This is a genomic window from Rhizobium sp. SU303, assembly GCF_021052345.1.
In the GTDB taxonomy this organism is placed as follows: domain Bacteria; phylum Pseudomonadota; class Alphaproteobacteria; order Rhizobiales; family Rhizobiaceae; genus Rhizobium; species Rhizobium laguerreae.
Genome location: NZ_CP088095.1, coordinates 3,837,594 through 3,855,124, shown reverse-complemented (window position 1 = coordinate 3,855,124; position 17,531 = coordinate 3,837,594). Strand labels below are relative to the sequence as shown.

The 17,531-nt window shown below is 62.0% G+C and carries 17 protein-coding genes, 1 other RNA gene and 2 pseudogenes; 10 read left to right on the top strand and 10 right to left on the bottom strand.

Annotated elements, in window-relative coordinates:
- Positions 1-28: 28 nt before the first annotated feature.
- The 5 genes from RlegSU303_RS19130 to tkt form a co-directional block, all read right to left on the bottom strand.
- The gene (locus RlegSU303_RS19130) at positions 29-1,903 is read right to left on the bottom strand and encodes a potassium/proton antiporter (protein ID WP_026158864.1); all 1,875 of its coding nucleotides are present in this window, start codon (positions 1,901-1,903) and stop codon (positions 29-31) included.
- A gap of 492 nt (positions 1,904-2,395) precedes the next feature.
- Positions 2,396-2,575 carry a hypothetical protein gene (locus tag RlegSU303_RS19125; protein ID WP_020051550.1) on the bottom strand — a complete coding sequence of 60 codons (180 nt, stop codon included), beginning with the start codon at positions 2,573-2,575 and terminating at the stop codon, positions 2,396-2,398.
- A gap of 148 nt (positions 2,576-2,723) precedes the next feature.
- A complete protein-coding gene (locus RlegSU303_RS19120) occupies positions 2,724-3,038 on the bottom strand; it encodes a hypothetical protein (protein ID WP_017962015.1) in 315 nt (104 codons plus the stop codon).
- Between the two features lie 250 nt (positions 3,039-3,288).
- Entirely contained in the window at positions 3,289-4,299 is a 1,011-nt protein-coding gene (gene gap, locus RlegSU303_RS19115; protein ID WP_131629270.1) for a type I glyceraldehyde-3-phosphate dehydrogenase, read from the bottom strand.
- A gap of 81 nt (positions 4,300-4,380) precedes the next feature.
- Positions 4,381-6,354 (bottom strand): transketolase, encoded by a 1,974-nt coding sequence (tkt, locus tag RlegSU303_RS19110; protein WP_222043541.1) that lies wholly within the window; start codon positions 6,352-6,354, stop codon positions 4,381-4,383.
- Positions 6,355-6,687: 333 nt separating this feature from the next.
- Between tkt and RlegSU303_RS19105 the strand changes: the two genes are divergently transcribed.
- The 3 genes from RlegSU303_RS19105 (at position 6,688) to ssrS (ending at position 7,585) form a co-directional block, all read left to right on the top strand.
- On the top strand, positions 6,688-6,963 hold the full coding sequence (locus RlegSU303_RS19105) for a DUF4164 domain-containing protein (protein WP_012758879.1): 276 nt from the start codon (positions 6,688-6,690) through the stop codon (positions 6,961-6,963).
- A gap of 16 nt (positions 6,964-6,979) precedes the next feature.
- Positions 6,980-7,357, top strand: a complete 378-nt coding sequence (locus RlegSU303_RS19100; protein WP_017962012.1) for a cell division protein ZapA — start codon at positions 6,980-6,982, stop codon at positions 7,355-7,357.
- Between the two features lie 69 nt (positions 7,358-7,426).
- Positions 7,427-7,585: non-coding RNA, 6S RNA (gene ssrS / locus RlegSU303_RS19095), on the top strand.
- An 84-nt stretch (positions 7,586-7,669) separates the two neighbouring features.
- On the opposite strand, the gene RlegSU303_RS19090 is transcribed toward ssrS, so the two are convergent.
- The 3 genes from RlegSU303_RS19090 to RlegSU303_RS19080 form a co-directional block, all read right to left on the bottom strand.
- Positions 7,670-8,677 (bottom strand): NAD-dependent epimerase/dehydratase family protein, encoded by a 1,008-nt coding sequence (locus tag RlegSU303_RS19090; RefSeq protein ID WP_131709801.1) that lies wholly within the window; start codon positions 8,675-8,677, stop codon positions 7,670-7,672.
- Between the two features lie 98 nt (positions 8,678-8,775).
- A complete protein-coding gene (locus RlegSU303_RS19085; protein WP_131709802.1) occupies positions 8,776-9,312 on the bottom strand; it encodes a helix-turn-helix transcriptional regulator in 537 nt (178 codons plus the stop codon).
- Between the two features lie 76 nt (positions 9,313-9,388).
- Complete coding sequence (locus RlegSU303_RS19080; protein ID WP_131621808.1) at positions 9,389-9,721, bottom strand: ArsR/SmtB family transcription factor; 333 nt, start codon at positions 9,719-9,721, stop codon at positions 9,389-9,391.
- A gap of 55 nt (positions 9,722-9,776) precedes the next feature.
- Here RlegSU303_RS19080 and RlegSU303_RS19075 point away from each other — a divergent pair, with 55 nt between their 5' ends.
- From RlegSU303_RS19075 to RlegSU303_RS34560, 5 genes and pseudogenes are all read left to right on the top strand, one after another.
- Positions 9,777-10,259, top strand: coding sequence for an SRPBCC domain-containing protein (locus RlegSU303_RS19075; RefSeq protein WP_017962008.1), 483 nt, complete (start codon positions 9,777-9,779; stop codon positions 10,257-10,259).
- An 11-nt stretch (positions 10,260-10,270) separates the two neighbouring features.
- Entirely contained in the window at positions 10,271-10,624 is a 354-nt protein-coding gene (locus tag RlegSU303_RS19070; RefSeq protein ID WP_017962007.1) for a VOC family protein, read from the top strand.
- 98 nt (positions 10,625-10,722) lie between these two features.
- Complete coding sequence (gnd, locus tag RlegSU303_RS19065) at positions 10,723-11,754, top strand: phosphogluconate dehydrogenase (NAD(+)-dependent, decarboxylating) (RefSeq protein WP_094087456.1); 1,032 nt, start codon at positions 10,723-10,725, stop codon at positions 11,752-11,754.
- A gap of 71 nt (positions 11,755-11,825) precedes the next feature.
- A pseudogene (locus RlegSU303_RS19060) lies at positions 11,826-12,166 on the top strand (mechanosensitive ion channel protein); the annotation flags it as partial.
- Positions 12,161-12,358: pseudogene (locus tag RlegSU303_RS34560) on the top strand (hypothetical protein); the annotation flags it as partial. The pseudogenes RlegSU303_RS19060 and RlegSU303_RS34560, both read left to right, overlap by 6 nt.
- Before the next feature lie 6 nt (positions 12,359-12,364).
- On the opposite strand, the gene RlegSU303_RS19055 reads toward RlegSU303_RS34560, so the two are convergent.
- Positions 12,365-12,742 carry a DoxX family protein gene (locus RlegSU303_RS19055; protein WP_017962005.1) on the bottom strand — a complete coding sequence of 126 codons (378 nt, stop codon included), beginning with the start codon at positions 12,740-12,742 and terminating at the stop codon, positions 12,365-12,367.
- A gap of 227 nt (positions 12,743-12,969) precedes the next feature.
- Here RlegSU303_RS19055 and mprF point away from each other — a divergent pair, with 227 nt between their 5' ends.
- Positions 12,970-15,573: a bifunctional lysylphosphatidylglycerol flippase/synthetase MprF gene (gene mprF / locus RlegSU303_RS19050; protein ID WP_231283279.1), complete on the top strand. Its 2,604-nt coding sequence runs from the start codon at positions 12,970-12,972 to the stop codon at positions 15,571-15,573.
- Positions 15,570-16,952 carry a virulence factor family protein gene (locus RlegSU303_RS19045; protein ID WP_017962003.1) on the top strand — a complete coding sequence of 461 codons (1,383 nt, stop codon included), beginning with the start codon at positions 15,570-15,572 and terminating at the stop codon, positions 16,950-16,952. The genes mprF and RlegSU303_RS19045 overlap by 4 nt, the downstream gene beginning before the upstream one ends.
- Here the strand turns inward: RlegSU303_RS19045 and RlegSU303_RS19040 are convergent.
- A complete protein-coding gene (locus RlegSU303_RS19040; RefSeq protein WP_017962002.1) occupies positions 16,949-17,512 on the bottom strand; it encodes a DinB family protein in 564 nt (187 codons plus the stop codon). The genes RlegSU303_RS19045 and RlegSU303_RS19040 overlap by 4 nt on opposite strands.
- Between the last annotated feature and the right edge of the window lie 19 nt (positions 17,513-17,531).

Sequence of the window (17,531 nt, the reverse complement as noted above, 5' to 3'; positions counted from 1 at the left end):
AGCAAGGATCATTCGAGACGCAAGGCGTTCAGCGGCCGTTTTCGCGTGTGCCTTCGTCGCGTCCGGCCGGTGGTTTCGGTGTGCTTTCGGAAGCTGCGGTTTCCCGGTTCCGGCGTCCGTTCAACCGGTCGCGGATGCGCTGGATGATGTCCTTGAGATTGAGGAAGATCGGCAGCGTAATTGCCGGTTCGACTGCTTCGAGCGACATGCCGACGGAGGTGATGTGATCGTGCTCGTCGAGATCGCGGACGATGAGGATGATCGAGCCGAGGCGGACGCGGTCGGCATAATCGGCCTTGCCGCCGAGGCGCTGGCGCATCAATTCGGCGATCGTCAGGCCCTTTTCGGATTCGTTGAGCAGGCCGGGGCCATAGGCGGCGTCGAGATCGGCGGCGGGGCGGGCGGGAGAGAGCGCGAAGGCCCCGAAGAATTCGGCATCGTCGTCATCGACAGGCGCCCGGCTGGCGAAGAGCCGGTCGAGCAGGCGGGAATAGCTCGGCACGATGAACAGGTAGACGAGATCGTGCTCGCGCAGCCGCCCGGCATATTGATAGCGCATCGACTTGCCGTCGCGGATGACGAGCGAGGGGGTCGCCCAGCGCGGAATGCGCTCGCCGCGTAGCACCGGGCTATCCTTGATGACGCGGTAGGAGAGCAGTTCGTGGTTGGCCGCGCCCGGCAGGTCGACCTCGACCTTGTCGACGGCGCCGATGCGCGGCGGAATGATCAGCCCGAGCTTCTTGGCGACGGGTTTGATCGTCCAGCCCTGGAGGAGCAGCGAGACCAGCACGATGATGAAGGCGGTGTTGAAATAGATCTGGCCGTTCTCAAGCCCGCCGAGGATCGGCATGATGGCAAGCAGGATGGAGACGGCGCCGCGCAGGCCGACCCAGGCAACGAAGCCGATTTCCTGCTGCGTGTAATCGAAGGGAAGCAGCGACAGCCAGATCGCCAACGGCCGGGCGACGAAGATCAGGAAGAGGGCGAGCAGGATGGCCGGCACGATGATGGCAGGGAATTGCGACGGCGTGGCGAGCAGGCCGAGCACCAGGAACATGATGATCTGCGCCAGCCAGGTCATGCCGTCCTGGAAGCGCTTGATGGTGCCGATCGCCTGCATCTTGCGGTTTCCGGCGTAGATGCCGGCAACATAGACGGCGAGGAATCCGCTGCCGCCAACCGCGCCGGTGAAGGAGAAGACGAGAAGAGCGAGCGCCAGCACGAAGATCGGTGTCAGGCCGCGATCGGTATCGAGCTTGCTGACGATCAGCACGATCATCATGCCGCCGAGCAGGCCGAGAATGACGCCGAGGCCCATCTGCTGCACGAACATGGCGAGCATGCCGATATTGATGCCGGCATAACGCTCGCCGCTCGCCAGCACCTCGACGAGGGCGATGGTGAGGAAGATCGCCATCGGGTCGTTGGTGCCGGATTCGACTTCCAGCGTCGAGCGCACCTTGTCACGGATGTTGATGCCGCCGATGCGCAGCAGGAAGAAGACGGCGGCGGCATCCGTCGATGCGACGATCGAGCCGAGCAGCAGTCCTTCCAGCCAGGTGAAATTCAAAAGCCACATGGCGGCGAAGGCAAAGAGCGAGGCGGTGATCAGCACGCCGACCGAGGCGAGCGCCAGAGAGGGCACGGCCGCCAGCCGGAAGGCCTGTATCGGCGTGCCGAAGCCTGAATCGAACAGGATGACGGCCAGCGCGATGGAGCCGAGAATATAGGCGAGATAATTGTTGCTGAACTCGATGCCGAGGCCATCGACGCCGGCAGCAAGGCCGATCATCAGGAAGAGCAGCAGCAGGGGGGCGCCGAAGCGGAAGGCGAGCAGGCTCGAAAAAGCGGCAAGAAGCACGAGTGCCGTCGAAACCAGCACCACGATATAGAACGCTTCCATGCCCACCCCTTTCCATCGACTGCTTCGCGAACACAGCCGCCCCGGCCGATCCGCCTTTATTCACCCCCTCCGTCACGCGCGGCGATCCGTCAGTAAACGGCAAAACGTCAGAGAAGGGTAGGCCTTGCGGCTTAACCTCGTCGCGATGCTGCTTCATGCTGCTGAACGGCTGCCGGACGGCCAACCGACACGGAATGCTACGGGAGAAAGTCTCTATAAAGAATGTATAGGAAAATCAGGCGAGAGCAGGGCAAAAGAGACAGGCACGGATTTTTCCTGCCGGTATCTGCGAATGGAAACAACATAAGACACGCTCCTCACTTCACGCGGCCCGTTTGCCTTGTCCGATGACGGGAAGACTGGATTGCACGCGCGGATGCGGAGAGGAGGAAAATGAGCGCTGAGATATTTCGATATCGGGTGGAAATGCCGGCCGCCCAGCGAGAGCAGCCGGCTGTAGTTTTGTGCCAGAAGCGGCCGCCCCTTGCTCAGTTATCCCAACACTGCCTGAAGTATGACGATGGCGAGAAACGAGAGGCCAATGAACGCGGCAGCCGAGATGACCAGACGATTGGCCTTTGCCAGCACGGCAGGTCTGACGTCCCGCTTGGGGTGAAACCGCTGCCGCCGTTTGAGAGTGGTATGGGACAAGCGTTTTTGTGCCTCTGCCATTTATCACCTCCCTTGGCTCATTAGCCATTGTGCAGCGCTGCGTATTTCCTCAATCTAGCACGCTTGGCCAGCGGATTGCCAACCCGTGCAGCGAAGCCTATCGAATTCGTCGCTTCGATATGGCTTCGAAACCGGTGCGGATCGGCGCTCAGTCTTCTGTGTTCTCGCCCTCATCGGTCAGATCCGCGACCGGGACCAGGAAAACGACGAACTCGTCCTCGATGGTCCGTTCGGGATCGTCGTCGAATTCATAGGCGTGCTCGACTTCGCTTGCTTCCTCGGTGGTCGCCTTGCGCAGGCTCAGGGCCGCTTTGCGGTCCCAAAGAGGCTTGCCTTCGGATTCCAGGACGGTCAGATCGTCGCGAAAATCTTCCGCCTCGAAGAAATGCGTCGCTTCCTCGTGATTTTCCGAGCGAAAACTGGCAACGGCGCGGCCGGCGATTTCAACGGTAAAGTAATCCATCCATCTCTCTCATTTTCATGCGGGCGACAGTGCTACCACACGGTATTGGCGTTCCGCACCTGGCCGGTGGCCGATGCGGTGTGAGGAAACTGGGCATTTTGGAATGTCCAGGGTGACGTATTCTAGCAGATCTCACCCGGGCAAGGGGCGAAAAGATGCCAGTGCGGGAAGGCCGGTTTCGTTTGGAGGCACGGCAACGAAAAGCGGCCCGGTTTCCCGGGCCGCTTACGTGTCGACGCCTGAAGAGCGCTCAGATGAGCTTGGCGAAAGCGACTGCCGTGTCGGACATGCGGCTGGAGAAGCCCCACTCGTTGTCGTACCAGGACAGGACGCGCACGAAGTTGCCTTCCATGACCTTGGTCTGATCGGTTGCGAGGATCGAGGAGTGGCTGTCGTGGTTGAAGTCACGGGAGACGAGCGGCTCGTCGGTGTAGCCGAGGATGCCCTTCAGCTTGCCGTTTGCAGCAGCCATGATGGCTTCGTTGATTTCGCCAACGCTGGTCGCCTTCTTGGAGACGAACTTGAAGTCGACGACCGAAACGTTCGGGGTCGGAACGCGGATCGAGGTGCCGTCGAGCTTGCCTTTCAGATGCGGCAGAACGAGGCCGACTGCCTTGGCTGCACCCGTCGAGGTCGGGATCATGGAAAGGGCGGCCGCGCGGGCGCGATACAGGTCCTTGTGCATCGTGTCGAGCGTCGGCTGGTCGCCGGTGTAGGAGTGGATGGTCGTCATGAAGCCGTGGTCGATGCCGACGGCGTCGTCGAGAACCTTCACGACCGGCACCAGGCAGTTGGTGGTGCAGGACGCGTTGGAGATGACCATGTGCTCCTTGGTGAGCTGGTCATGGTTGACGCCGAAGACGACCGTCAGGTCGGCACCATCGGCAGGCGCCGAGACGATGACGCGCTTGGCGCCGGCCGTCAGGTGAGCGGCAGCCTTGTCGCGGGCGGTGAATATGCCGGTGCATTCCATCGCGATGTCGACGCCGAGTTCGCGGTGCGGGAGCGTTGCCGGATCCTTGATCGCCGTGACCTTGATCGGCTTGCCGTTGCCGACGATGATCGTGTCACCCTCGACCTTCACCGTTGCCGGGAAGCGGCCGTGGATCGAGTCGTAGCGCAGCAGGTGGGCGTTGGTTTCAACCGGGCCGAGATCGTTGATGGCGACGACTTCGATGTCGGTGCGGCCGGATTCGACAATGGCGCGAAGGACGTTGCGGCCGATGCGGCCGAAACCATTGATGGCAACCTTGACTGTCATGTTCATTCACTCCCGATAGAGTAGGGCCCGATAGCGAGGGCCTGGAATTGAGGAGATGGAGAGCGCCTCAAGGCGCCCTCATTAAAGCTTTGCTTCGGCGGCCGCAACGACGGCGTCGGCGGTGATGCCGAAATGCTTGTACACTTCCTTGACCGGGCCGGAAGCGCCGAAGCTCTTCATGCCGATGAAGGTGCCTTCCGGTCCGATGAACGCATCCCAGCCTTCGCGAACGGCGGCTTCGACGGCGATCTTCACCGGCGAGTTGCCGAGGATTTCCTTGCGATAGGCTTCCGGCTGCTCGAAGAACAGTTCCGTGCAGGGAACCGATACGACGCGGACGGTGACGCCCTTGGCTTCGAGTGCCGTACGCGCCGCAACCGCGATTTCGACTTCCGAGCCGGAAGCAAAGATCGTCACCTTGGCGTCGGCATTGCCGGCCAGCGTGTAGGCGCCCTGTTCGCAGAGGTTCTTTTCGCTGTACTCGGTGCGGGACGGCGTGAGGTTCTGACGCGTTAGAGCAAGGCCTGAAGGACGGTTGTGTGTCTTGATTGCGATCTGCCAGCATTCCGCCGTCTCGGTGGCGTCGGCCGGACGGAAGACCATCAGGTTCGGGATGGCGCGCAGACCGGCGAGCTGCTCGACCGGCTGATGCGTCGGGCCGTCTTCGCCGACGCCGATCGAGTCATGCGTCAGGACGTGAATGACGCGGATGCCCATCAGCGAAGCAAGGCGGATCGGCGGGCGGCAATAATCCGAGAAGATCAGGAAGCCGCCGCTATAGGGGATGAGGCCGCCATGCAGCGCAATGCCGTTCATAGCAGACGCCATGCCATGCTCGCGGATGCCCCAATGCATGTAACGACCGGCGAAATCCGTCGGGGTGATCGAATGCATCTGGCTGGTCTTGGTGTTGTTCGACGGCGTCAGGTCGGCGGAGCCGCCGAGCGTTTCCGGCAGGAAGCCGTTGATGACCTCGAGCGCGTCTTCCGAAGCCTTGCGGGTCGCAACCGTCGGCTTGGTCTCGGCGAGCTTCTTCTTATATGCGCTGATCGCGGCGTCGAAGCCTTCCGGCAGCTCGCCTGCCATGCGGCGGGTGAACTCGGCCCTGGCCGGAGCCTTGGCAAGACCGTCTTCCCAGGCCTTGACGAGGTCGGCCGAGCGAGCGCCGGCTGCACGCCAGCTGTCGAGCACATCAGACGGGATGACGAAGGCCTCGGATTCCCAGTTCAGCGCCTTGCGGGTGGCGGCGATTTCCTCGGCGCCGAGCGGGTTGCCGTGGACCTTGTGGGTGCCCTGCTTGTTCGGGGCGCCGAAGCCGATGATCGTCTTGCAGGCGATGAAGGTCGGGCGGTCGGACTTGTGGGCAGCTTCGATCGCGGCGGCGATGGCGGCCTGATCGTGACCGTCGATCTCGATCGTGTTCCAGTGAACGGCCTTGAAGCGGGCGACCTGGTCGGTGGAATCCGACAGCGAGACGGCGCCGTCGATGGTGATCGAGTTATTGTCCCAGAACAGGACGAGCTTGTTGAGCTTCAGATGGCCGGCGAGCGCGATGGCTTCGTGGCTGATGCCTTCCATCAGGCAGCCGTCGCCGCAGATCGCATAGGTATAGTGATCCTGGAGATCGGAGCCGAACTCCTCGCGCAGCTTGCGTTCGGCAATCGCCATGCCGACGGAATTGGCAATGCCCTGGCCGAGCGGACCGGTCGTCGTTTCGATGCCGGTCGCGTGACCGTATTCCGGATGGCCGGCGGTCTTCGAGCCGAGCTGACGGAACTGCTTCAGATCCTCGATCGTCATGTCAGGGTAGCCGGTCAGATACAGCAGCGAATAGAGCAGCATCGAGCCATGGCCGGCCGACAGCACGAAGCGATCGCGGTTCGGCCAGTGCGGCTTCTTCGGATCGAACTTCAGATATTTGGTGAACAGGACCGTCGCCACGTCAGCCATGCCCATCGGCATGCCCGGGTGGCCGGAGTTCGCCTTTTCAACGGCGTCCATGGCGAGAAAACGGATCGCATTCGCCATCCGGTCGTGTTGTTCGGGAGAGGTCATGGCTTTTCCGCAAGTTCCGGGTGTCGGGGGATGGCCTCGAGCCTCCAAGACCATCGAGTGAAAGCGGCAGAGACATAGCAGTTGGGACGGGCAAGTCAATAAATGGCAGGCCAAATCCGGGCCGTCAGCGGCGATTTTTGACATTTGATCGCGCGATTGTACAAATGACGAATCTGATGTGACGGGCATGTGTAAAACGCTCATCCACAGGATAGGCCGGTGGGCAGGTGACGGGATTTATTGACGGGCCGTTTACGAGCGGCATATCCTCTTGAAATCACAGGATCGGTGCGGGCCGCCGATTCGCGGATCCTGCGCGGGAATCGGAAAGGCATGATGCCCACAGGCAAAACCATGGAAGCAGCGCTCAACGAGCTGAGACAGGCGATTTCGAGCCTCGAAAACGCCGTCGACATGCGCGTCGAGCGCCAGCGCGAGCAGGGCGAGATCGAGGGCGAGGTGCGGCGCGTGCATGCCGATCGCTCCCGGCTGGCGCAGGAGCTCGACCAGGCCGAATTCCGCGCCAACCGGCTGGAAGAGGTCAATCGCGAGGTCTCGCGGCGGCTGGTGACGGCCATGGAAACGATCCGCGCGGTTCTGGATCGCTGATGAGAGAGAGTTTCGCATGGCGCAGGTGACGGTAACGATCGACGGCAAGGCCTATCGTATGGCCTGCGAAGAAGGGCAGGAGGATCACCTGACCGATCTCGCCAACCGCTTCGACGGCTATGTCGGCCATCTCAAGGATCAGTTCGGGGAAATCGGCGATCTCAGGATCACCGTCATGGCCGGCATCATGGTTGTGGATGAAATTTCCGAACTGACACGCCGCGTCGCCGGATTGGAATCCGAGCTCGAGACGCTGCGCGGCAACCGCGATACGGTGCTTGCAGCCACCGCCCGCACCGAGGAAAACCTAGCCGCGGCGCTCAGTGAGGTTTCGAGCCGCATCCGCGGCATCACCGACAAGCTGAACGGCCGGTCCGCCCCCGAACTCAATTGATCTCAATTAAATAAGGACGGCTTGCTGCTGCCACTGGCGCGTCGGCGCAAACGACCTTATATATCGCCATGCGGTCTGCGCCTCTCGACAGGAACCACAATCCCTGGGGCCATACTCGATCCAAAGGGAGCTGTCCCTGGCCAGGCCCGTGGGCCTGGACACACGGCGCCCACCTACGTTTGTAGGCACCCAGGATCGTAAACATCCATCGGTGGTCGTGGATCGCACCCTTTCCTTCTATTTTCAGCGAAGACGCCGGATCGACAGCGAGCATCAGGAAGGTTCTTGTCGGAAAGAGCAACGATTTCGCTCTCAGCGGCGATCGTCGTCTTGTCCTTGGCATACCGGGTACGGCCCTTCGGCGAAGACCTCGTCGTGATAGCCCTTGGAGCCGACATTCAGCGCCAAAGGGCTTCGCCATTCCTTGTTGTCGCGCAGGCAATCGAGCACGAAACGGAAATCATATCGCGGCTGCCAGCCGAGCTCCCGCCTTGCGCGTTCGTTGACGTAGACGCGGTCGAGTGTCGGGAACATTTTCCAGCCGCGTGATGCGTAAAGGACCCCTGCACCTGGGAACAGTCGTTCGACGACGTGAGGCGCCTCGCGCCGGATCGCGGCGAGATCACTTGCCGAAAACGGCGTCGTGGCGGAGGCGATGTAGCGGCCGAAGCCGATCGCCGGCGCCTTTTCGAGCGCCAGCAGATGAGCGCCGACCACGTCGCTGATATCGACGCGGCGGTGAAGAAGCTCGTTGGCCTGGGCATTCTCTGCCGAATAGCGGTTGCGAATGTCAGGATCGTCGTCGTTTTCGGGGAAGAAGCGCGACGTTCTGAGAATGACCACCGGCAGGCCGGATTTGCGGGCGAAGAGTTCGCACAGACCTTCGGCGGCGAGTTTCGTCACGCCGTAGATGTTTTTCGCGACGGGAAGCACGTCCTCGGTCACCCATGCCGCCGGTTCGCCGGCAGCCGGCGTCAATGCCGCACCGAAGGTGCTGGTGGTGCTGGTGAAGACGAAGCTTGCAACGTTGGCAGTGACCGCTTCTTCGAGCAGGTTGAGGGTGCCGGCGATATTGGTGTCGAGAAAATCGTAATTGCCGTGGGTTGCCACATGCGGCTTGTGCAGCGTTGCGGCATGGATGACGTGGCTGATGCCTGACATTGCCTGCCGGACGAAGGCGCGATCACTGATCGAGCCGACCATGTCGGTAAAAGCCGAGGGCTTGATATCGATGCCGCGCACCCAGCGGCTTTCCGCCCTCAAGGTCCGCATCAGCGCCTCGCCGAGATGGCCGGCACTTCCCGTCACCAGTATCGTCATCACATCGTCTCCTGACCGTTTAGGCGGCGGACGCTATAAAGACTGATGTTTCCGGACAACGCATAAATTATGCATGGGAGTGCAGGAAAGCTTGAGGCTCAGCCGATGGTCGTAACAAGGCGGCCGGCGCTGCCGTCGGAAAGCATGATCCGTTCCCAGGTCACGCGGCCGGCGGCGATCGGCAGCAGCGCATTGCCGTTGGCGCCGGTATCGAGGGTCAACGACGAGAGCCTGCCCTCATGCCAGCCGCGCTCCTCCAGCGACTGCTCGGCGGCGGCGATTTCGGCGGAGGCGTAGGAGAACAGAGAACGGCCGAGAAAGGCGCCGAGCGGCGCCCGCCACTCCGCCTGTCGTGGGCGAGAGGCGGAGAGCAGACGGTGGGTGCGGTCGCAGATCAGATGCACCGGCCGGACGGAATCCTCGACCAGCCGCTTCAGCGCCGCATCGACTGCTGCATATTGCGGGGAGGCGAAAATCCGTTCCAGCTTGATGGCCTGTTCGGGCGAGAGAGCGAGCTGATTACGCTCCCAGCGCGAGACCGTCGCCTGGTTGACGCCGAGGAGTTCGGCGAGATGTCCTTGCTTCATGCTGCGCAGCAGCCGCATGCGGCGTAAGCCGGCGCCCGATATCGTCATTTGCCTGATCCCGTGCCGTTTTGGCCAGCATAAGGCTTCGGCTGACCGACCGGCAAGCTGTTGGGCGGCTGGATCATTATTCGGGCTGCCCATCGAGGTCGCCCTTCAGCCGGTCGAGAATCGACAAGGAATGGCCGGCATAGGCGCTGATCCAGCGGTCATAGATGTGTTTGATCGGCAGGCTGTTCAGGTGGTTCCAGCGCTCGCGGCCTTCCTTCCTGGCGATGACCAGGTCAGCCTCTTCCAGCACCTTCAGATGCAGCATCACCGTACAGCGATCCATCTCCGGAAACATCTCGCAAAGGGTCCCTGTGGTTCGGGCGCCATCCTTGAGCAGATCGAGGATTTCGCGGCGGCGATGATGCGCTAGCGCCTTGAAAACGGGGTCGTCGGTTGATTCGCTTGACATGTTATGTTTTTATAACATAATGGTGCCAGGCACAATGGAGAAGAGGAGAAGTGTCATGTCTCTTGGAATTCGCGTTTCCGGCCGTATCGGCCGGCCCGTTGCCGAAGTGTTCGATGCCGTCGTCAACCCGAAGAAGCTCAGCAGCTATTTCACCACGATCGGCGGGGCGAGCGCGCCGCTCGTTCAAGGCACGACAGTAACATGGTGGAAGGATGCGCCGGTCGAGGTTGTCGAGCTTGTGCCGGAAAGCCGCATTGTGCTTCGCTGGGACGGCGGCACTGCTGAGGACAAGACGAGGTACAAAACGCTGGTGGAAATGAATTTCAAGCCGCTGGAGGATGGCGGCACGCTGGTGACGATTGCCGAGAACGGCTGGCGCGAGGACGAGGCCGGCCGGCGCGGCACCTATCTCAACTGCGAAGGCTGGACGCAGATGCTCTGCAGCATGAAGGCCTTCGTTGAATATGGCATCAATCTGCGCGAAGGCATGTTCCTCAGCGAAATGAAGGGCGAGCCGGCCAGCGCGCCGGACGTTTGAGGAGAAAGGTCATGACGGAACTTCTTTATGGCGGCGTCGATATTGCGATGAAGGTGCCGCCGCACCAGTATCAGGCGACGGTCGCCTTCTATCGCGATGTCATCGGCCTCAAGCAGATCGGCGAAGGGGATGCGGCGCTGTTCGCTCTCGGGCCGATCCGGCTCTGGATCGACGAGGTGCCGGCGATGAGCCAGGCCGAGCTCTGGCTGGAGTTGATGACACCGGATCTCGAGAGGGCTGCCGCGCATCTCGAAAGGGCCGGTGTCATTCGCTGCGATCCGATCGAGGCGTTGCCGGAGGATCTGCGCGGCGCCTGGATCGTCAATCCGGCCGGTATCGTGCATCTGGTGCGCGAGGCGCAATAGTCGCATTCGTCAATATGACCGAGACTTCGCTTGCCTGTCACACCGCGGGTGCTAATTTCCGGATTCGATACTTCATTTCGGTTTCCAGGAGATTCATTATGCAGCTTGGCATGGTTGGTTTGGGCCGCATGGGCAATTATATGGTCCAGCGCTTGATGCGAGGCGGTCACGAATGCGTTGTCTACGACGCAAGGCCGGAAAGCGTTGCCGAGCTCGCAGGCCTCGGCGCGACCGGCAGTGCTTCGCTCGCGGAATTCGTCTCGAAGCTCGCCCATCCGCGCGCGATCTGGCTGATGCTGCCGGCGGCGATCGTCGACAAGGTACTGGCGAGCCTGGTGCCGCTGCTTGAGAATGGCGATATCGTCATCGACGGCGGCAACTCCTATTATCATGACGATATCCGCCGCGGCGCCGACCTCATCACCAAGGGCATCCACTATGTCGATGTCGGCACCAGCGGCGGCGTCTTCGGCCTCGAGCGCGGTTATTGCCTGATGATCGGCGGCGAGAAGGGCATCGTCGAACACCTTTCCCCGATCTTCGCGACGCTGGCGCCCGGCGTCGGCAAGACCGAAGCCTCGCCGAACCGGAGCCCCGAAGCGGCTGCGGTCAGCACCGCGGAACAGGGTTACCTGCATTGTGGCCCGCACGGTGCCGGTCATTTCGTCAAGATGGTGCATAACGGCATCGAATACGGCCTGATGGCTGCCTATGCCGAAGGTATCAATATTCTGAAACATGCCAATATCGGCGCTGCCTCGCACGAGGCGGATGCGGAAACCGCGCCGCTCGCCCATCCGGAACATTTCCAATATGACTTCAACCTGCAGGATGTCGCCGAAGTCTGGCGCCGCGGCAGCGTCATCACCTCCTGGCTGCTCGATCTCACGGCCGATGCGCTGCATGCCGATCCCACACTTTCGAAATATGCCGGCCGGGTTTCGGACAGCGGCGAAGGCCGCTGGACGATCATGGCGGCAATCGACGAGAGCGTGCCGACGCCGGTGCTGAGTGCTGCGCTCTACGGCCGTTTCTCCTCGCGCGACAATGACGAATTCGCCAACAAGGTGCTGTCGGCGATGCGCGCGGGCTTCGGCGGCCATGTGGAAAAGCCGGCCGCGAAATCCTGAAACAATTCAGCTACAGCGCCCTGCGGCTCTCGAAAAGACGCGTGGCGCTGTAGAGCGCCCGCCATCATAGCCGAGGCCGTCAGGCAGCGCAGCTGGCGGGCTTGCATCTCGCGCCGCGCCTCAGGCATTGATCTTTGCGGCGGCAACGGTGCTGACACTTCTCAGCCTCAGCTGGCCCTTCCTCATCCAGAGCATCGCGATCGTCTGCGTCGTCGCGCTCCTCGTCCAGCGCTTTACGATCTGCTTCGGCGGCGTGCTGGTCGATCTTATCGGGCTGGCGAGGGTGGAGGAAGAACGGCAGCGTATCACCGCTGCGATCATGCCCGGGCCGACGGTCGCATTGTTCCGGTGCCGGCGCTGTGCGACTTTCGTCATCTATTTCATTTTCGGCTGGGCGGTGATTCAGTCGATGATGACGAAGCCCGGCGAGCAATTTGTCATCCGCCGCAATGCGCTGGCGATGATCCGCAATGCCTTCCACGACAACGATATCGAATTTGCCGTGCCGACGGTGCAGGTGGCGGGCGATCGAGACGCGGAGGTGGATGCTGCCGTCGCGCGCTATGCGGCGCATGCGCGGGCGGGCGCCGAGCCGGCTGCATGAACCGCTTCACATCGCGCTGGCGGCTGCGATCAGCAGACCGCCGATGATCGCCATGTTGGTTTTCCAGGTATTGATCGCGCTGTCGCGCGCCGTTCCCTGCATGTCCCAGAAATTCAGCAGCATGACGGTGGCCGCCAGCGTGAAGATGATGAGGCCGAATGCCGCTGCCGTGACGAAAAGGCCGAGCATCAGCAGGATGCCGGCGACGATCTGGAACATGCTGCCCAAGACCAGCACTCCTTTCGCAAAAGGGACGCCGCGGGCTTCGATCGCGTCGGTCAGCGGCACGATGACGAAAAAATGATGAATGCCGCCAGCGACATAGAGGCCGCCCAGCAGCAGACGTCCGAGGGCAAGTATTACGAAGGCCGCATCACCCTGCATATCGAACCTTTCTCCCGCGTCTCAAATCTCCATCGAGGGCAAGGCTCTGCCGAAGCTTACGAAAATGCAATGTGCGGCGACGCCCGCCTGCGCAAATTCGCCCCAATTGAGGATGATTGAGGCGCAAAGGGCGAGGTGGGGTAGCGGCGGCATGGCTTCAGAGAGCTTCTATGCCTCTTATGTTACGTCATCTGAAATGATTCCGCTGGCGGTCACAGGGTACGCGAATGTCGGGGCACGGCAATTTGGAAGAGATTGAAGAAACGGACGGGTTTTCTTTTGGCGGGCTCTTCAGACGGTACAGAACACCGCTGTTGGCCGCCGCGTCGCTCGTAGTCTTCTGCCTCGTCGGTTACGCGATCATGCAGCTCACCAACGAGGTGCGTTACGACGACGTCGTCGAAGCGCTGGCGGCGACCAAGCCGAGCGCCATCCTGCTTGCGTTGTTCTTCACAGCGCTCAGTTTCCTCGCGCTGATCTTCTACGACATCAACGCCATCGAGTACATCGGCAAGAGGCTGCCCTTTCCGCATGTGGCGCTGACGGCGTTCAGCGCTTATGCCGTCGGCAATACCGCCGGTTTCGGCGCGCTTTCGGGCGGCGCGATCCGCTACCGCGCTTATACCCGCCTCGGGCTCTCGCCGGAGGATATCGGCCGCATCATCGCCTTCGTCACGCTGTCCTTCGGATTGGGGCTTGCGGGCGTTGCGGCAATCGCCCTCATCGTCATCGCCGACGAGATCAGTCCGCTGATCGGGGTCAGCGCCTTCCTCCTGCGGCTGATCGCCGGTTCGATCGTCGCCGTTCTGGGCGCGGTGATGATTATCGGCCGTGACGGGCGCGTGCTCGATCTTGGCCCTGTGGCAATCCGCCTGCCGGATTCTCGCACCTGGTCGCGGCAGTTCCTCGTCACCGCCTTCGATATCGCCGCCTCGGCGTCGGTACTCTATGTGCTGTTACCGCAGACGGCCATCGGCTGGCCGGTCTTCCTCGCCGTCTATGCGATCGCCGTCGGTCTCGGCGTGCTCAGTCACGTTCCGGCCGGGCTCGGCGTGTTCGAGACCGTGATCATCGCCTCGCTCGGCAGCGCGGTGAACATCGATGCCGTGCTCGGATCACTGGTGCTCTACCGGCTGGTCTACCATGTGCTGCCGCTGCTGATCGCCGTGCTCGCGGTCGCGGCGGCGGAGCTGCGTCGTTTCGTCGATCATCCGGCCGCCTCCAGTATGCGGCGCATCGGCGGGCGGCTGATGCCGCAGCTGCTGTCGGCTCTCGCGCTGCTGCTCGGCGTCATGCTGGTGTTTTCGAGCGTCACGCCGACGCCGGACCAGAACCTCGAATTCCTCTCCAACTATCTGCCGCTGTCGATGGTCGAAGGCGCGCATTTCCTCTCCAGCTTGCTGGGGCTGGCCCTCGTCGTCGCCGCGCGCGGCCTCGGCCAGCGGCTCGACGGCGCCTGGTGGGTGGCCGTATTCTCGGCGCTTGCCGCGCTGACTTTGTCGCTGCTGAAGGCGATCGCGCTCGTCGAAGCCGCTTTTCTCGCCTTCCTCATCTTCGGGCTCTTCGTCAGCCGCCGGCTCTTTACCCGCCAGGCTTCGCTGCTCAACCAGGCGCTGACGGCGTCCTGGCTGATGGCGATCGCCGTCATCGTCGTCGGCGCCGTCGTCATCCTGCTCTTCGTCTATCGCGACGTCGAATACAGCAACCAGCTCTGGTGGCAGTTCGAATTCACCGCCGAAGCGCCGCGCGGGCTGCGCGCCGTCCTCGGCATTACCATCATCTCGTCGGCGATTGCGGTCTTCAGCCTGCTCCGGCCGGCGACCTTCCGGCCGGAACCGGCGACGGACGAGGCGCTGGCGCGCGCCGTCGAGATCGTCATGAAGCAGGGCAATGCCGACGCCAATCTGGTGCGCATGGGCGACAAGAGCATCATGTTCTCGGAAAACGGCGATGCTTTCATCATGTATGGCCGGCAAGGGCGCTCCTGGATCGCGCTGTTCGATCCGGTCGGCGACCATCGCGCCGTGCAGGAACTCGTCTGGCGTTTCGTCGAAGCGGCGCGTGCCGCCGGCTGCCGGGCCGTGTTCTACCAGATATCGCCGGCGCTGCTGTCCCATTGCGCCGATGCCGGCCTTCGCGCCTTCAAGCTCGGCGAACTGGCGGTGGCCGATCTCAGGACCTTCGAGATGAAGGGCGGCAAATGGGCGAACCTTCGCCAGACGGCAAGCCGCGCCCAGCGCGACGGGCTGGAATTCGCCGTCGTCGAACCGCAGGACCTGTCTTTGGTCATCGATGATCTAGCCGCCGTTTCGACGGCCTGGCTCGAGCATCACAATGCCAAGGAAAAGGGCTTCTCGCTCGGCGCCTTCGATTCCGATTATGTCTCCTCGCAGCCGGTCGGCATCCTGAAGAAGGACGGCAGGATCGTCGCTTTCGCCAATATCCTCGTGACCGAATCCAGACAGGAGGGCACGATCGATCTCATGCGCTTCTCGCCGGACGCGCCGAAGGGCTCGATGGACTTTCTCTTCGTGCAGATCATGGAATATCTGCGCGGGCAGGGTTTCACCCACTTCAATCTCGGCATGGCGCCTCTCTCCGGCATGTCGAAACGCGAGGCGGCGCCTGTCTGGGACCGCATCGGCAGCACCGTCTTCGAACACGGCGAGCGCTTCTATAACTTCAAAGGCCTTCGGGCATTCAAATCCAAGTTTCATCCGCACTGGCAACCGCGCTATCTTGCAGTCTCCGGAGGAGGCAATCCGATGATCGCGTTGATGGACGCGACATTTCTGATTGGGGGCGGATTGAAAGGGGTAGTGAGAAAATGATCAGGACAATCCTTCTTGCCACGGCATGCGCCTGCATGCTCGCGGCCGCACCGGCTGATGCCGCCGAGGAAACCACGCAGAGCTTCGAAACCGGGCTCATTCCGTCGCCGCACATCTTCCTGCCGGAAGGGGAGGTGAAGGGCACGGTGATGCTGATCTCGGATGCGGCCGGCTGGGGCGACTATGAGAAGGGCGAAGCCGACAGGTTGGTCGCCGAAGGCGCCGTCGTCATCGGCGTCGACTTTCCATCCTATATCCAGGCGCTCAGCCGCTACGACGTCAGCCTCAACGACGGCTGCGTCTATATGGTGTCGGACATCGAATCGCTGAGCCAGCAGGTGCAGCGCGCGACCGGGAACAACGCCTATCACCTGCCGATCGTCGCCGGAATCGGCGAGGGCGGGGCCTTGGCGCTGGCAATCACCGCGCAAACACCGGATGCGACGATCGGCCAGACACTTGCCGTTAATCCGGTCGCCGGCATTCCGCTTGCCAAGGAGCTTTGCACGCCGGCGTCCAAGCAGGTGGTCGGCGAACGCACGGTCTATGGCCTTAGCGACGGCATCCTGCCGGACCCGATCATTACCGTCTTTACGCCTGATGCCAATAAGGATGGCCGGGCGCATGCCGAGGCGCTGAAGAAGGCCCATGACGAGATCGAGATCCGTGATTCCACCGACGATGCGCAGACGGCGTTTGCCGATACCCTCGACGATCTCGTCACCGCCTCCGGCGCTTTCGGCAACCCGCTTGGCCTGCCGCTGGCGGTGCTCGAGGCAACGCCGGCCTTCGATACGATGGCGGTGATCTATTCCGGCGACGGCGGCTGGCGCGACATCGACAAGGAGGTCGGCGGCACGCTGCAGAAGGAAGGCATTCCCGTCGTCGGCGTCGATTCGCTCCACTATTTCTGGTCGGAGCGCAAGCCGGAGGAGACCGCCGCCGATCTTTCGAAGATCATCGATTTCTACCGCAAGCAGTGGAAGGTGAAGCACGTGCTGCTCGTCGGTTATTCCTTCGGCGCCGACGTCGTGCCAGCCACCTACCAGCTCCTCAAGCCAGCCGAAAAGTCGGCGGTGGCGCAATTGTCGCTGCTGTCGCTTTCGCATGAAGTCGACTACGTCATCTCCGTTCTCGGCTGGCTCGGCCAGAAGACGGAAGGGGCGGGAGGCGATCCCGTCGGCGATCTGAAAAACATCGATCCGAAACTCGTGCAATGCATCTACGGTAAGGACGACGATGACGATGTCGCCTGTCCGGCGCTGAAGGACAGCGGCGCCGAGGTCATCGAGCTGCCCGGTGATCATCACTTCGACGAGAATTACGACCTTCTCACCAAGACGATCATCGACGGGCTGAAGAGACGGCTGCAGAACTAATGCATTAGCGTTTCTTCGCTCCAGCCGAGCGCGGTGAGTTCTGTACCACGAAACCGCGCATCGTCGGCAACGATGAATTCGTCGAGTTGCGGCGGAGCGACGCTGGTGCCGGAGAGCATCGCATGCACCTGTCCGCGATGATGGGTCTGATGCTGGAAGAGGTGGGCGAGCACGTCCTCCATCCGCTCCTCTTGGATGCGGTCGCCGCGATGGAGGCTGATGGTCGAGGTGAGCCTCTCTGGCGTCAGGGCCTCGCAAAGCGCCGTCAGGCGCTGATCGACCTTCGCCTGCGCTTCTGCCAGCGAGGAAACGTCATCGAACGGTTCGTCTACCTCGAAGGCCTTGAGCCCGAGCGTGCCGCCTTCCAGGCCGTCGACATAGAACCAGTCGACCGTGATGATATGGTTCAAGGTTTCCTTGATCGAGGGGAAGAAGCTGGTGCGTGGCGCTTCGAATTCTCCAGGCTTTAAAGTTGCGCAGGCCTGAAGTAGCCGGCGGTTGGCAAGGGCGTTGTTATAGGCAAGTTTGCGGAATGGCCTGACAGGATCGAAGGTCGGCATCGGCGCATCTCCTCTTTAA